The organism is Chryseobacterium sp. CBo1 (assembly GCF_001693475.1).
Classification (GTDB): domain Bacteria; phylum Bacteroidota; class Bacteroidia; order Flavobacteriales; family Weeksellaceae; genus Chryseobacterium; species Chryseobacterium formosense.
Genome location: NZ_MAUH01000005.1, coordinates 1 through 16,712 on the forward strand (window position 1 = coordinate 1; position 16,712 = coordinate 16,712).

Here is a 16,712-nt window from a genome sequence, read left to right on the forward strand (position 1 = left end):
GGGGAATAAAATCGGGGGCGATATCGAAGTATCAATGAAGCGTCTGCCTTTATCCTGCTGCTTTTACTCTTTTGGTTAATTTTTTTAACTAAGTTATTAATCAATTTCACTTAATGCAAACTTACCACTGGAGCGTTATTGATTATTATTTATCTGTTTTATTTTTTGATGAATTTTTTAGTGTATTTATTTTCTTTAGTCTCTACTGTAATAATATAGTTACCCGAAACCAAATGACTCACATTTGCTCTGTTTCCATCTAATCTAAAGTTTACTTTTTTACCAGAAGTATCATAGATTTCAACTTTGGTAAGTGGTGACAATGTTTTAATATTTAAGAAATCACCTGCCGGATTAGGATAAATCTGTAATGCATTTTCATTTTGCTCTACTTCAGGTAATGATTTTGCAGATATTCTGGTAATATTTGTCTGACAGTCTTCAATGATTGCTGAAAATGATGCTCCATATTCTATTTCCGAATCTGGTTCCATTAGAATATATTTACCTGCTTTAAAATCAACAGAATTACCTGATTGTACCAGATAGTGACTTCCTGTATATATATATTCTGAAGCTTTGTAAATAACACTTGGATTGGTTTCGGTGGTGTAAAATGAATAATTCTGCGGACAGTTATTTGCCGGTCCACAAATCGATTCTCTGTCTGTAACAAAAACTACATCTGAAATCGTAATTATACAACCTGAAGTATTAGTGTACGTATAATAAATTGTATGAGTACCCAAACCAGCTGCATTTGCACTAAATGTATTCCCTGAAACTCCATTTCCGGAAAATGTTCCGTTGAAATAAGAACCGGTAAGGTAAAGCGACATATCGCTAATTACATTATTCGGACAAATATATTGCGGAAGATCAAGTGTCATATCAATCGTATTTTCAAGAGCAGTGATTGAAACGTTATCTACAAAATAATAACACGCACCAAAATCATTAGGCACACTGCTGTCATTATAATTATAATAACCACAGCCATTCACTCCTTGTGGAGACGGAGTATTAGAAATAAAATCAATATTACTCAAACCTCCTAAATATAATGTTGTCTGACCTGCAACATTACCTGTCGTAAAATCAAAAGTAATGGTTTTCCAAGTACTTGCACTGGTAGCATAATTAGAATCAGTAAACAGCATCGAAGGATTTGAGATAGGAATTTCACCATATCCCGGATAAGAAGTGCTGTTATTAGATAAATAAGCCTGGAATTTAATTGCATTTTTACTATTCCCTTCAGCTAAAGAAACCTGAAAGCTCAATCTATACTTCGTATTCGGTAATAATGGACTTGCGAGCGTCGTTTTAATCGACTCCGAGTAAATTTGGTTGCCATAACTTTTTCTTACTACCATTCCTGCGTATCCTTTGTTATTTGTAACATTATCCGGTTGGTAACCCATCATATTACAAGGAGTTTTTATCTCAGGATCTCCATAATTTCCATTAAAATAATCTGCACCTCCTGTGATAATATGAGCATCTGACCAATTACAAGCTTTATTTATATTTCCAATACCTTGTGAAGGTAAAAAGCTTTCAAATTGTGGATTAATGACCAAATTCGCATTCGGATTACATCCCGTTCCTGTAGGCGGTGTACAGTTATTCTGCTCATTAATATAAACATAAACGTACGTAATATTTCCTTTTTTCCCGGAAGAATTTACAGGAATATATCTCAATAAATGCAAACCAGCTACAGAACTTGAATAAGTAACAGATGTACCCGCTGTACCTGAAGTAACTGACAGCGTTGCGGTAGAATCAAAAATATCTTCAAGACATTCAAAACCTGCGGCATCAAAGTCATTACTCAGAAGGTTTGATAAATTAATAGCTGTTCCTGGATTTCCGGTAAAAGTGATCGTTCCGTTGGTGTAGTTAATCCCATCATTAGAACCAGCCACACTAATTCCCGTTAATTGCCCCGAATAACTTGTCGTACCATTGTATGTTGTACCAACTCCGAATGTACTGTTTACACTATATCCTAAATCTACCAATACATTTTTCTCTTCTTGTTTAAGATATCTTCTAATCGAATTGGTCGCGTAAGCACTTTCCGTAACAAAATTTGGATTAGAGGACACACAACTGCCATCAAAATGATTCAAACTGCTTGATTCTGTAAATCCTGGAGGAGTAAATACGGGAACATTTGAGAGTCCAACATATCTTATTTTACTACTGCATAGATTATTTGGAGGGCTTAATATACTATTGCTTAAAACATTATTAAACGAATAATTATACATTTCTCCGCAAGCTGAAGCAGCCTTCTTCAACAGAAACTCTGTAGAAGTACTATTCTTTAAAAACGCATCATATCGGGTAAAGTAATTAAATCCTGTTCCAAATTTAGAATTACCCGAAGCATTGATTAAACTTGAAAATCCTACTGCATGGGTTATTTCATGCAAGACTACAGAATACAAGTCATATAAACCAGGAAAAGATGCGACTGAAAGATCAGTATTCCAGTTTATTGAAGAATCTGAAAAATTGAAGGCCATCATCCCATGATAAAACAAGCCGGAAACACCTGAACTCGATCCGTTTGAGTTTACCGGTGAAAAAACACCGTCATATGAATCGGTACCCAAATGAATTGTTTTCCATATTTCATTATCTGAAATACCACCAAATCCTGCTGTAGCATTATAAGGCATGCTGTAGAAAGAGCTTGCAAGACCTAAAACGCCACTTGGAGTATTTGGAGCAGGTATTGCATTATTAATGTTTCTCACCCATATATTTACCTTATTATTTAATCCGTTTGTTTTTAACGGAGAATTGATAAAATCTGAAAGATCATTAAAAACACGGCATACTACATTTCTTCTTGCCATATGTACCGGATTTGATGCATCTTCCATTCCTGATCCCGTTTCAAAGTATAAATTGAAAAAGCCACAAGACATGGGTGCCGGATTTGTAGATTTGTTTGCCGTTCCGCTCAAACTCTCTCTCTTGTTACCAATGAGAATATCAGAAGGATCATATTTGTTACCATAATGATCGAATATGTTATCTAATGTACCACCTGGGCTCATATAGATTTTATCATTTTTAGCTTGCCCTTTTGTTTGACATAAAATATTGGTCAGACAAACCATAAAAATGAAAAATATTGTATGTTTTCTCATATTTTCATTATTTATTATTAGACAAATTATTTTGCTTGGTAAGCAAAGAATTAAGCTTGTTTTTCATATCGTCGATTTCTCTTCGATTTGATTCTAATTCTGTTTTTTGATTTTGATTGATTTTATTTTGGTCGATCAAATACAACGTCAGTTCCTCTACTTTTTTAAGCAAAAGAATATTCATTTCTTTAAGCTCAATACCATTAGCAATCGCTTCTTCTGTGGTAGGAACTTCTGGTAAATGTCCTTTATCAGAAATATAAGCTTGCAAATCATTTAATGGCATAAGCTTATAGTCTTTATTGAAAACATAATCTGCCCAACCATTATTAGCTGCGATTTCTACTTTTATTCTTTCGGTTTTAATGCCGTCTTTTACGAAAAGACGATATTCTTTGCAGCTTGAGCAGTCTACCTCATATGTTCCGACACCAATTTTTGAAGAATTTGAAATGTAAAATGTTGGCTGTGCAATATTGTTATCTGGTTGTATATAAAGAGGATAAATATGCAGACCCTTTGCAAGCTTTGTAATATAAAAATCGATTTCTTCTTGTCGACCATTTCCAAAGATTAAGCTATTTCTTACATTAGGAGCTATCCTGCTATCATAAAATATTCTAATATTACCGGTAGCAACGTTAAGTTTATCGATGTTGGTACCGGTTCCTATACTCACATTTCCTCTTCTGTAAATATGATCTGCGGTATTTAGTGGTCCATCCCATTGCTGAGAAAATAAAGTGTTTGAAAATAAGGCACACGCTGCCAATAGAAAGATTTTTTTCATGGTTTAAAATTTATGATTAGTTAAAGGTTTAATGTAAAAGCTTAAAAATCGATTATTACAAAAATGAAATAGTTTAATCTACATTGAGACTAAAAAATTATTTCAACTATTTAAAATTGAGTTAGAAAATTTAATAATGAGTTTTACATAAATGTGTATGTGATTACATCATTTATAATATTACTCTAAAATGTCATGAATTAATTGAAAAGTAAAAATTTTCAATTAATTAGTTTACTAATACTGGAGTTATTTAGATGTACTAATTTTCTTTTCCAACATTTCGATACGAGTGTTTTGCTCTTCAATATTTTTCTGCTGTTGAAGGGTATATAAAGTAAGCTCTTCGATTTTTTTAAGCAAAAGAATATTCATTTCTTTAAGCTCAATACCATTAGCAATAGCTTCTTCTGTAGTAGGAACTTCGGGCAAATGACCTTTATCTGTAATGTAAGACTGTAACTCTTGTAAAGGCATTAGTTTATAATCTTTTTGAAAAACATAATCTGCCCAACCGTTACTTACTGCAATTTCTACTTGCACTTTTTCGGTTTTGATACCATCTTTTACGAAGAGACGGTAGCCTGAACATTGACTACAATAAAAATTATCTGTTCCCATTCCAACTATTCCAGTAGCCCCCATTGAAAAAGCATTTTTTAATTGTGGATTAGGGTCTACATCACCGAAATATGCTGAAACATACGGATGCAGATATAACTTAGAATCATTAAATTCAAAATGAAAATTTCCATCATCACCCACAATAGTACTACCAACAGGTGATGTAGAGCCCCCACCAAACACAATCTTATTTCCAGAATTACCCGTTAGTCTAAAGTTTCCATTAAGATTTAGCTTATCATTGTTATTGTCAGTTCCTATACTTACTTTCCCATTTCTGTAGATGTGATCGGTTAGATTTGTAGCCCCATCCCACTGTTGTGAAAATAGAGAATTTGAAAACATGGCACAGATAGCCAGTAATGCGATTTTTTTCATGGTTAATATTTTATTGTAATTAGTTTTTTAAAAGTACAAAAAAATATTTATTCACACCATGTTGAAACAAAAAAATCACCCCAAGAGGAGTGATTTTTTGTTTCTGAAGAATCAGCTATTATTTTTTGATGAATTTCTCTGTAGAAATACCGTCTTTTGTTTCAACATTGATTAAGTAAGTTCCTGCAGAAAGACCTCTTACATCAACTTTATCACCCTCTAATTTCACATTTACTTTTCTACCTGTAAGATCTACTACAGAAACTGCATTGATTTTTGAATCTGTTTTGATGTTTAATACGTCGGTAGTTGGATTAGGATAAATTGAAATAGCACTTCTCTTATTTGCCTGAACAGTATTTACATCGCTTACAGATAATGTAGAACTACTTCCAAATTGTGCAAGAATATTATCAACACCCACAGTATTACTATTTGTATTTCCAGTGGTAGTAATATTTTGTACATATATATCTTTTGCAATCATCCCAGCAATTTGATCAGGATCAGTTGAAATAGAGGTTCCACCTCCAGGCCAAGACCATGTCATAGCCCCGGTAGTTTTATTATAGGTAAAAGATACAGAAACCCAAGTGTTCACCGGGAACACGGGTGCATTAGCATCAGCTAAAATCAAATAAAGAGTAGGCGAACCAGCATTATTAAAAGTTCCCAATCCATTTAACTTTTTGGTAGTGACATTATATGTGAATCCACCAAGAGCTATTGCTGTTGTACTAGATGAACTACTATTCCCTACTACAGAAAACCTGTATTCTCCCGAACCATTAGAAGAGCCTGTATAAATTTCTGCATTTGCTTGTATAATGTTATTTGAAGCGTTGGCAGTTATAGCAGGTTGTCTTGCCGCAGTTCTATTGTTTGGATTTGAAGTTGCAGCATAACCATTACCACTTGTTGTTGTTAATGATAGCCCATGTGCAGCATCAATTGAAACAATTTGATAATCCGTAGCTGTACCTCCACCTGTTACCCATGAATTTTGACCTGCAAGGTTCCCTGTAATTAATGTATTAAAGTTTTCATTAACAAGAACTTGAACTTGCCCAAACATCATCATTGTTGCTGAAACCAACAATAAAGAAGATAGAATTTTTTTCATAAAACTTAATTTTAATATTTTAGCGTAAATATAATAAAAGTTTAAATACAAAAACTAAAAATAATGTTAAAAACAAAAATAATCCTCAAGAAAAACTTCATGAGGATTATTTTTTAATAAATTAATTCACTTTCTATTTTGAATAATTCTCAAAAAACATCGGAATACTTTCAATTCCTTTATAGAAATTAAACAAACCGTAATGTTCATTTGGAGAGTGGATGGCATCAGAATCCAAACCAAAGCCCATTAAAACAGATTTCGCACCCAAAACCTGCTCAAACATTGAGGTTATCGGAATGCTTCCTCCTCCTCTATAAGGAAAAACTTCCTTTCCAAAAGCAGTCTGCATTGCATTTTTTGCAGCAGAATATTCTTTTGTATCTGTCGGCAACACATATGGCAAGCCACCGTGATGAGGAGTAACTTTCACTCTTACGTTTGCAGGAGCAATTTTTTCAAAATATTTGGTAAACTTTTCTGTAATTTCTTCCGGAGTCTGATACGGAACCAAACGCATTGAAATTTTAGCAAAAGCTTTAGAAGGAATCACCGTTTTTGCACCTTCACCTGTATAGCCGCCCCAAATCCCGTTGCAGTCTAATGTAGGACGAATTGAAGTTCTCTCTAAAGTTGTATATCCTTTTTCTCCTTCCACATCATTTAAACCAATCGATTTTTTGAATTCTGCAGGATTGTCTTTCAGCTTATTCATTTCAGCTCTTTCCTCATCAGAAACCGTTTCTACATGATCATAAAAACCGTCAATCGTAATGTGTCCATCGTCATCAATCAGCTTAGCAATCATTCTTGACAAAACATGAATAGGATTCGGAACTGCACCACCATACAATCCTGAATGTAAATCTCTGTTCGATCCTTCAACTTCCACTTCTACATAACTCAGACCTCTTAGACCTGTTGTTACAGTTGGTTGTTCGTTGCTGTAAATATGCGTATCGGAAATTAAAATACAGTCACAAGCAAGCTTTTCTTTATTTTCATTTACCCAGCTTCCAAGACTTACAGAACCTACTTCTTCTTCACCTTCTAAAATAAATTTCACATTACAAGGCAGAGAATTCGTTTTCATCATCGCCTCAAAGGCTTTGATCTGCATGAAAAACTGCCCTTTATCATCAGCAGAACCTCTTGCGAAAATTGCTCCGTCGGGATGAAGCTCAGTCTTCTCAATATAAGGCTCAAAAGGAGGCTTTTTCCATAGTTCTAACGGATCTGCAGGTTGTACGTCATAATGACCGTAAACCAAGACTGTAGGAAGATTTTCACCGATGATCTTTTCCCCATACACAATCGGATAACCTTTTGTAGAACAGATTTCAACATGATCTGCTCCTGCATTTTTCAGATGTTCTGCGCAAACTTCTGCACATTTCAGAACGTCATTGCTATACGCCGGATCGGCAGAAATAGAAGGAATTCTAAGTAACTCAAACAATTCATCAACAAAACGCTGTTTGTTTTCGTTGATGTAATTTAATGTTTCTTGCATTGTAAATTAAATTTTGTTAAAATTAAAAAATTTGTCGGGTCACCACAAACAAAAAAAGTTTTTAATTTATTTAAATGAATTATATCTTTTAAAACAAAAATCCCGCAAAAATGCAGGATTTATATTCTTTTATTTCAAAAAAATTAGTGCTCTGCTTTTGCAGGTTCTTCATGTTTTGCAGCTGTAGAATCAGTTTTTGGAGCTTCAGTTTCGTGAGCACCTTGAGCTGGTTCTGCATGAGCCGGAGCAGCAGTTTCATGTGCACCTCCATGACCGTGAGCTTCTGCACCACCTTGGTGATCGTCAGAATATCTTTCAGTACCTTCTTCCATTTTGATGATATTCTTATTTCCTCCAGCCTGGATTTTTTTACAGCTTACCGCTACCGTTGCAAGAGCTAAACATAGAACTAATTTTTTCATATGCAGATTTTTATTTTTAAGGATCAGTCGGAATTATTTTATTCCTGAATTTTTAATTGCCCAAAAGTAAGAAATATTGCATTTTTCGGCAACATTTTTAGACTGATTTTAATATTATTTTACCTTTTTTGGATTGTGTAAAAATAAGATACTGTTCTCCTCCGTCTTTCAGCTGATATTTTTTCTTGATTTCTTCAGGTTTTAAAGGATAATTTTTTGAAACTAAATTAAATTGTGCCTTTTTTTTAATCCGTTTTGAATCAATCACTTCCATTTCTAAAATTCTACCGGGAAAATCTTCAATTTTAATATCAGAAGTGTACAAATGCGTATTCGGATGTAGTTTTTTAAGTTTAAAACGTTCAGAAATCAAATTGAAAATACCGGCTTTCAGAATCGTATTGTTAGGAATATATATGAATTTTTCAGGCTCAGAATATCCTGCTGCCGCATTTTTTTCTTCATTAATTTTAAAGCAAAACTCTTTTTCATCACTTTCAAGATTAACGCACCTGCAAATTATTTCTCCTGAATAGTTTTTAGACAAGAAAACAACAATTTCTTTTACATCATTTCGAACAGCAATAATTTCAATTTTCGAAATATTTTTTAAAACAGAAATCAAATATTTTAAATCTATTAAAGGTGAGAGCTTAATGATAACACTTTCCGAAATCGAAAGCAATTGATCCTGAATTTCCAAGATATTGGGCGAAAGATCTTCCAAAAGGAACACTTTATTTTTGTTCTGATCTCTTCGAGCCGGATCAAGATAAGTAACATCAAAGTTTTCTTTATTCTGCTCCAGAAAATCTTCCAGTTTTTGATTGATAAATTTTGCTTTTTTCCCTAAAATATTCCAATTATGTTCAACAATTTCTAAAAGATAAGAGTTTTGTTCAACTAAAGTTATGTTTTCAAAATTTTTAGCTAAATAATAAGCATCAATCCCGAAACCACTTGTCAAATCGATAAATTTCTTTCCTTTTAAAATTTCTGACTTATAAAGTGCTGTTTTTTCTGAAGAAGATTGTTCGAGATTGAGTTGTGGCGGAAAAATAATTCCATCTTTTAATAAAAACGGAAATTTCTTCTGTGCAACCTGTTTTCCTTTGATCTGCTGAACAATTTCCTGCATGGAAACTTCAGAAAACGGGGATTTTTTTAATAATAAAGAATGCAAATCTGAATGAAGATTCTGATTGATATAGTTTTGAATTTCTTTTTTTGAATGCCACGAATGCACGAATATTTTTTTAAGAATTTGTTATTATTTATTTATTCCCACAGATTTCACGGATTTTCACAGATGCTTATGTTAAAAAGATCAGTGACAATTGTAGTCAAACTGTTTGATTTTTTATTTAATCTAAATTTCCATTTATTTTTCGGAAGATATTTTTAGCTATATAATCAGTATTGAAGTTGACTAATATTCCTAACTTTAAATCTGACAATTTAAGATAGGTAAGTAATTGTTTATGATGAACTTCACTGATTTCTTGGATAGATTTAATTTCTATAATTACTTTATCTTCAACAATTATATCCGCAATAAAACTTGAATCAATAATGGTATCTTTAAATTTTATAGACATTGGAACTTGGTTTCGAACTTTTAATCCATGATTTTCAAGCTCAAACATTAATACTTTTTCATAAACTTTTTCCAACAATCCTGAGCCTAATTCATTATAAACAGAAAATATTGATTTTCTGACATAAAAACTTATCTCATTTTCTTTCATCGTATTTGTGTTTATAAAATTTTTATAGAATAATATACAGAATCATCTGTGAAGATCTGTGCAATCCGTGGGAAACTACTCAAACATTTCAGCCCAACGAACTGCTTTAATTTCCTTTGGATTATATAATTCCTCAATCGATTTTTTAACTTCTAATTTCGGATATAAATTCACTCCGATCAGCTTTATTTTTCCTTCCTCCACCCATTTCTGTTCTTCAACAGCCTGATCGTAAATCTTTTTCTGGATAATTCCCTGTTTTAAAAGTTCGAGATACCCTCCGCTTTCTTCAATTTCAACAAATAGCTTCCAAGACTTTTCGGCTATCTGATTGGTAATATTTTCGATGTAATAGCTTCCATTTGAACCATCTTCAAAAACATTGATGATACTTTCATATGCCAAGACGATCTGTTGTTTGAAAGAAATTTCTTCCGAATTATCCGTACTTTTTCCAACCAGATAATTGTTGCTGTAAACAGCATCTGCTCCACCAATCATCGCTGAAGCCAGTTCTAAAGTCGAGCGGATCAAATTATTTTCATTATCCGAAATCGCTTTATTTCTCAATGAAGTTTCAGCAAAAATGTATGGTATATGATCTAAATCGTATTCTTTTGAAAGTTGATTAAAAACCAATTTAAAAGCACGAATTTTTGCCATTTCAAAGAAATAATTCCCGCCTACTGCAATTCTGAAAATCAGTTTATTGATGATTTCTGCTCCGTAAATTTCAATTAATTCTTTAGTTTTTGCCAAAGCGATTCCCAATTGTTGGTAAATGGCGGCTCCTGCGTTTTGATGAAGTGAAATATCTACACAAATGTTTCTTTTGAAATCTTTTGCTAAAAGTTCTTTCACCAACTGATCATCCATCTCAGCATTTTTCTCATCAAAAACATCGATCAGTGAAAAATACTGATCTTCATCTTGCGGACTGATGTGTTCTGCTAAATCTTTGTTGTTTACGAAAACCGTTTTTCCTACCAGATTTTCAACATTTTCATTCAATAAAAATGCAAAAACATCATCTTCCAGACTTTCATGATAGTTGGCTACCAAATGTGTACTTTCTTCCACTTTTGGAAGATTTGGTGTGGGTTTTTCAACAGAATTATAAAAAGGTTTCACATCAATTCCCTCTAAATTTTCTTTTTTCAGGATGGTGTAGATATCTTCTGTTTTAAGCTGTTTTTTAACAAGATTTTCCCAGTTTGAGAAGGTTTCCGAGTTTGACATGGAATGTGGATATTTGTGAATTGTCAATCGTCAATTTTGTTTCACAAGTGAATTGAATCGACGAAAATTAGACAACTATATTTAAATTTATATTAATAGCAAAGCGAATTGACCATTCATAATTTACTTTGATTATTTCTTCGCAATATGAGCACTGTCTACAACGAGAATGAAAATTTCTTCGTTGGGCTTTTTCATAAAGTAATTTTCTCGGGCGTATTTTTCTTTTTCCGATTTATTATTCATCAGTTTTTTGTAGAATTTATCATTCTTTTCGTACTCTGATTTATAATAATCGAGCTGCTCTTCGTACTTATTGATCTCACCATTCAGCTCGTGAATTACCAAAAAAGAAGTTTTATCAAAGAAAATCATCCACACCAGAAAAAGAAATATGGTAATCACATACTTATTCAGAATATATTGCTGAATAAATTTAAACGTTTCCGATTTGGGTTTAATGTCTTTAATAAGCTCTTTTACTGCCATTTTAGTGTTTTCTTAATGAGTTTTTAATAACGGTGGTTAAAAAATCAATTGCGACAGAATTCTGTCTCATATTCGGAATAATCAAATCGGCTTCGTTTTTCGAAGGTTCAATGAATTCCTGATGCATTGGCTTCAGAGTTGTCTGATAACGGTGTAAAACTTCGTTCAGATCTCTTCCTCTTTCCTGTGTATCTCTCCTGATCCTCCTGATCAGTCTTTCGTCTGAATCGGCATGAACAAATACTTTTAAATCAAATTCCCTTAACAGTTCTTTATTCGTCAAAACAAGAATACCTTCAACAACCAAAACGTTTTTTGGTTCTACTGTTACATGATCTCCGGTTCTTCCGTGTGTTACAAAGCTGTAAATAGGCTGCTCTATAGATTCGTTATTCTTTAATGCTTTTACATGTTGCAGCAATAAGTCAAAATCGATCGATTTGGGATGATCATAGTTCAAAGCTTCCCTTTCTGTAAGCGTAAGGTTATGATTATCATTATAATAATTGTCCTGAGAAAGAATATTCATCCCTTCAATATCAAGTTGCTGAATGATCTTATCAACAACCGTAGTTTTGCCAGAACCCGTTCCTCCGGCAATTCCTATTACAAGCATTCTGTTTGTTTCTTTAGAGTTTTTACAAAGATAGTATTTTATTTAAAAGTTGGATGATGGAAGTTGGTAGCTGGAAGTTTTTTCTGCTGCTTTATGGTTTATATTTAGTTTAAGAATTTTAAGCCGTGAAGTCGTGGCAGATTAAAGCATCGGGTAAACCCGATGAACGCAATTATATAAAATAAATATATAATAATTTGAACTCTGAAAGAGGAAATAGTTATTTTTAAAACCGATTAATATTTAAACAAACTCCAAAAATAAAACTCCAACAATTATGTCGGAGTCTGTTTTATACGATTTCGCTTGTTAAGCTTCTTGCAATTAATTTTTCATGCATCGGTTTCAAAACTTCCATTGAACCTGTTTTTACCGCGCATTTGCCTTTAAAATGAACCAACATCGTGCATTGTTCTGCCTGAATTGGGTCGTGCTTACAAATCTGGATCAATGCCTCGATGACATCATCAAAAGTGTGAATGTCGTCATTATGCAAGATTAATTTGTAAACTTCATCGATATCGTCCAAAACCAGCACTTCTTCTTCATACTGCCGTTTCGGATCTTCATAATCTTTTATGCTGTTATAAAAAATCATTATTTTATATTTAAACGTCTAATTTATCTAAAATATCGTCTACTATATTATTTGGTTCAATATATACCAATTCAACCATTTCGACGCTCTTATTATTCATTTTTAAAATCTTAAAATGATAATTTTCAAGATCAAATTCCTGATTTTCTTCCGGAATATCCTCCAAAGCATGTAAAATAAATCCTGCTAAAGTGTTGTATTCGCTTTCTTCAGAAAGAGTCAATTTTTTAGGCAAAGATTCGTTGATTTCATCTAAGGGCTGAGTCGCTTTTACCCAATAGGTGTTTTCTGCAATTTTATCAACCAGTTTTTCTTCATCATCCTCTTCATCCTGAATTTCACCTACCAGTTCTTCCAAAATATCTTCCAAGGTAATGATTCCTTCGGTTCCTCCGAATTCATCAATTACAATAGCTAAATGCTGTTTTTTCTGCTGGAAAATCTTCAACAAATCTGAAATTTTCTTGCTTCCTACCACAAAGAAAGATTCACGCATCAATTCCCGAAGATCATCATGACTTAATTCCCCTTTTCTTTTAACGAATTCTCTGATGATTTCTTTTGTATAAAAAACACCAATTACATTATCAATCGAATTTTCATAGACCGGAATTCTGGAATATCCGCTTTCCATAATTTTATTGATAATGTCATTCAGATCATCTGCAAAATCAATAGAAGTAATATTCTGTCTCGGAACCATGATTTGTTTCGCTGAATGATCGGTAAAATCAAATGCATTTTTGATGATTTCGTAGTTTTCTTCTTCAATTTCTCCGCTATCGGCTGATTGTTTTACCAAAAGCTGAAGCTCTTCCGTAGAGTGAATTTCCTGTTCGGAAGCCGGATGGATTTTTATTAATCTTAAAAACCCGTTTGACATTAGGTTCATCAACCAAATAAATGGTTTGAACACCGTATAGAAAACCCTTAAAGGAACTGCAGTTGCCATTGTAGTAGCTTCGGACTTACGAATAGCAATCGATTTCGGGATTAATTCTCCAAAAACAATATGCATTACCGTAATAATCAGAAAGCTCAAAACTAAAGAAATCGTAGTAACAGTAGTCTCGGCAAGATTTATACTTAAAGAATGAAATAAATTATCGATAACATGGTGCATAGCACTTTCACCTACCCAACCTAAAGCAAGAGAAGCTAATGTAATACCAAGTTGTGTTGCAGAGAGATACTCATCAAGATGCTTGATAATATGCTCTGCCTGTTTTGCCATCGAATCTCCTTCGGCAGCTTTGAGTTGAATTTGTGAATAACGAACTTTAACAATTGAAAATTCTGCGGCTACGAAAAAGCCATTTAACAATACAAGAAATAAGGCTAGCAAAAGCCTGACTATGTCCGAATCCATTTAGAAAATTATAATTTATTGTACAAAGATATACAAAAATATAATAACAAAAAAAGCACCGAACGTATCGATGCTTTTGTATTTTTGAATATTTTATTACGAGTTTTTCAAAGCTTCTGCTCCTGAAACGATCTCTAAGATTTCGTTTGTAATAGCAGCCTGTCTTGCTTTGTTGTAGAAAATAACCAAGTCGTTTTTCAGAGCCTGGGCGTTGTCGGTTGCTTTGTGCATTGCCGTCATTCTCGCACCGTGTTCTGAAGCTACAGAGTCTAAAACAGCTTTGAAAACCTGAGTTTTAATAGATTTAGGAATCAAATTATCCAAAATCTCGTTTCTGTTCGGCTCAAAGATATAGTCTGTTTCTACTTCAGTCTCTTCAGTTTCGACCATTGAAATTGGTAAAAGCTGTTCTGTAATCACTTCCTGAGTAGCAGCGTTGATGAATTTATTATAAATTAAATACACTTCATCAAATTGGCCATTCAAGAATTTTTTCATTACAGTTTCTGTAATATTAGAAACTCTTTCGAAATTCAGGTTATCAAAAACGGCACTTTCATTTGAAAATACAGTACGGTTTTTTCTTATTGCGTCGTAAACTTTTTTACCGATGGTAAGAACTTCAATTTCGTACTGAGAATTATTCTGAAACTGGTGGTTTAATTCTTTTACCACAGAAGAGTTGAAAGCACCCGCCAAACCTCTGTTTGAAGTTACAGCAATGAAAAGCACTCTCTTTACTTCTCTTTTCTGAGCATAAACAGAAATCTGATCAGGATCTGAACTGGAATTTACATTCTGGATGATCTCCTGAAGTTTTTCAGAATAAGGTCTTAACATTACGATTGCATCCTGAGCTTTTTTAAGTTTCGCAGCGGAAACCATTTTCATAGCTCTTGTAATTTGCATCGTAGATGAAATTGAACTGATTCTTCCTCGTATTTCTTTTAAGTTTGCCATTCGAAGGATTCAAAGTTTAATATTCCTAATTCAAAATTTTGAACTTTGAATTAGGAATTTTGAATTAATTTTAGTTATATTTTGCAGCTAAATCATTAGCAGCCTGCTTAAGAACACCTGTAATATCGTTATCAATTTTTCCGGCTTTTAGAGCAGCCATCGTTTCAGGATGCTTTGATCTTAGGAATTCGATATATTCGATTTGGAATTCTTTTACTTTTTTGATAGGAACGTTTCTCATTAAGTTCTCAGTACCTGCATAGATCATAGCAACCTGGCTATCAACAGGAAGTGGAGAGTTAACTGGTTGCTTTAACAACTCAACGTTTCTTTCACCTTTAGAGATAACTGCTAAAGTAGAAGCATCAAGGTCTGAACCGAATTTAGCAAACGCTTCCAATTCTTTATACTGAGCCTGGTCTAATTTAAGTGTACCAGAAACTTTTTTCATTGATTTGATCTGAGCATTACCTCCAACACGAGATACAGAAATACCTACGTTGATTGCGGGACGAACCCCAGAGTTGAATAGATCAGACTCTAAGAAAATCTGTCCGTCAGTAATCGAAATTACGTTTGTCGGAATATACGCAGAAACGTCACCCGCCTGAGTTTCGATAATCGGAAGTGCCGTTAATGAACCACCACCTTTTACTAAAGGTTTTAAAGATTCAGGTAAATCATTCATCTGGCTTGCAATAGTATCATCAGCGATCACTTTTGCAGCTCTTTCCAATAATCTTGAGTGAAGATAGAAAACGTCTCCAGGATAAGCCTCACGTCCCGGTGGTCTTCTCAATAGTAGAGAAAGCTCACGGTAAGCAACAGCTTGTTTAGATAAATCATCATAAACAATTAGAGCAGGTCTTCCGGTGTCTCTGAAATATTCTCCGATAGAAGCTCCTGCCATTGCAGAATACACCTGCATAGGAACAGGATCTGAAGCATTAGCTGCAACAATTACTGTATAAGCGAGCGCCCCTTTATCTGATAAAGTTTTTACAATCTGAGCTACAGTAGAAGCTTTCTGCCCGATTGCAACATATATACAATATACTGGCTGACCAGCATCATAAAATTCTTTTTGGTTGATGATCGTATCGATCGCAACAGTAGTTTTACCTGTCTGTCTGTCACCAATGATAAGCTCTCTCTGACCTCTTCCTACAGGGATCATAGAATCGATTGCAACGATACCTGTTTGTAAAGGCTCAGTTACCGGCTGTCTGTAGATAACTCCCGGAGCTTTTCTTTCCAGTGGCATTTCGTATAATTCCCCAGCGATAGGACCTTTACCATCGATTGGGTTACCAAGAGTATCAACTACTCTACCCAACATACCTTCTCCTACTTTAATAGAAGAGATTCTGTTTGTTCTTTTTACGGTATCACCTTCTCTTACCAATTTACTTTCACCCAAAAGAGCAACACCTACGTTGTCTTCTTCAAGGTTTAGTACGATACCTTCTACATCGCTAGCAAATTTTACCAACTCACCGTATTGTACATTTTCTAACCCGTATACACGAGCAATACCATCACCGATGGTAAGAACTGTACCTACTTCCTCAACGTTTGATTGAGTATCGAAGTTGGCCAATTGCTGTTTTAAGATCGCAGATACTTCTGCCGGATTTATTTCTGCCATTGTATGGTTGTTTTTCTTTTTAAAT

The 16,712-nt window shown here is 33.8% G+C and carries 15 protein-coding genes; all 15 read right to left on the bottom strand.

The annotated features are described in order from the left end of the window. Positions 1-158: 158 nt before the first annotated feature. Positions 159-3,077 (bottom strand): T9SS type A sorting domain-containing protein, encoded by a 2,919-nt coding sequence (locus tag BA768_RS04610; RefSeq protein ID WP_165601772.1) that lies wholly within the window; start codon positions 3,075-3,077, stop codon positions 159-161. A gap of 100 nt (positions 3,078-3,177) precedes the next feature. Continuing rightward, on the bottom strand, positions 3,178-3,960 hold the full coding sequence (locus BA768_RS04615) for a hypothetical protein (RefSeq protein ID WP_065719889.1): 783 nt from the start codon (positions 3,958-3,960) through the stop codon (positions 3,178-3,180). Positions 3,961-4,209: 249 nt separating this feature from the next. Beyond that, a complete protein-coding gene (locus BA768_RS04620) occupies positions 4,210-4,962 on the bottom strand; it encodes a hypothetical protein (protein WP_065719890.1) in 753 nt (250 codons plus the stop codon). A gap of 118 nt (positions 4,963-5,080) precedes the next feature. After that, entirely contained in the window at positions 5,081-6,085 is a 1,005-nt protein-coding gene (locus BA768_RS04625; protein WP_065719891.1) for a T9SS type A sorting domain-containing protein, read from the bottom strand. Positions 6,086-6,218: 133 nt separating this feature from the next. After that, complete coding sequence (locus tag BA768_RS04630) at positions 6,219-7,598, bottom strand: dipeptidase (RefSeq protein ID WP_065719892.1); 1,380 nt, start codon at positions 7,596-7,598, stop codon at positions 6,219-6,221. Between the two features lie 143 nt (positions 7,599-7,741). Beyond that, positions 7,742-8,020 (bottom strand): hypothetical protein, encoded by a 279-nt coding sequence (locus tag BA768_RS04635; protein WP_065719893.1) that lies wholly within the window; start codon positions 8,018-8,020, stop codon positions 7,742-7,744. Between the two features lie 97 nt (positions 8,021-8,117). Continuing rightward, positions 8,118-9,266, bottom strand: a complete 1,149-nt coding sequence (locus BA768_RS04640) for a class I SAM-dependent methyltransferase (protein WP_034675865.1) — start codon at positions 9,264-9,266, stop codon at positions 8,118-8,120. A 118-nt stretch (positions 9,267-9,384) separates the two neighbouring features. Continuing rightward, the gene (locus BA768_RS04645) at positions 9,385-9,768 is read right to left on the bottom strand and encodes a GxxExxY protein (RefSeq protein WP_034675863.1); all 384 of its coding nucleotides are present in this window, start codon (positions 9,766-9,768) and stop codon (positions 9,385-9,387) included. A 75-nt stretch (positions 9,769-9,843) separates the two neighbouring features. Further along, a complete protein-coding gene (locus BA768_RS04650) occupies positions 9,844-11,007 on the bottom strand; it encodes a methylmalonyl-CoA mutase family protein (RefSeq protein WP_065719894.1) in 1,164 nt (387 codons plus the stop codon). A gap of 132 nt (positions 11,008-11,139) precedes the next feature. Then, positions 11,140-11,496 carry an FtsB family cell division protein gene (locus BA768_RS04655; protein WP_065719895.1) on the bottom strand — a complete coding sequence of 119 codons (357 nt, stop codon included), beginning with the start codon at positions 11,494-11,496 and terminating at the stop codon, positions 11,140-11,142. A 1-nt stretch (position 11,497) separates the two neighbouring features. Beyond that, entirely contained in the window at positions 11,498-12,112 is a 615-nt protein-coding gene (udk, locus tag BA768_RS04660) for a uridine kinase (RefSeq protein WP_065719896.1), read from the bottom strand. Positions 12,113-12,404: 292 nt separating this feature from the next. Continuing rightward, positions 12,405-12,710, bottom strand: a complete 306-nt coding sequence (locus BA768_RS04665; RefSeq protein ID WP_034675854.1) for an ATP-dependent Clp protease adaptor ClpS — start codon at positions 12,708-12,710, stop codon at positions 12,405-12,407. Positions 12,711-12,720: 10 nt separating this feature from the next. Next, on the bottom strand, positions 12,721-14,079 hold the full coding sequence (locus tag BA768_RS04670) for a hemolysin family protein (protein ID WP_034675852.1): 1,359 nt from the start codon (positions 14,077-14,079) through the stop codon (positions 12,721-12,723). Between the two features lie 96 nt (positions 14,080-14,175). Beyond that, positions 14,176-15,039 (bottom strand): ATP synthase F1 subunit gamma, encoded by an 864-nt coding sequence (gene atpG / locus BA768_RS04675; RefSeq protein WP_065719897.1) that lies wholly within the window; start codon positions 15,037-15,039, stop codon positions 14,176-14,178. A 70-nt stretch (positions 15,040-15,109) separates the two neighbouring features. Then, on the bottom strand, positions 15,110-16,687 hold the full coding sequence (gene atpA, locus BA768_RS04680; RefSeq protein WP_034675846.1) for a F0F1 ATP synthase subunit alpha: 1,578 nt from the start codon (positions 16,685-16,687) through the stop codon (positions 15,110-15,112). Positions 16,688-16,712: the final 25 nt, after the last annotated feature.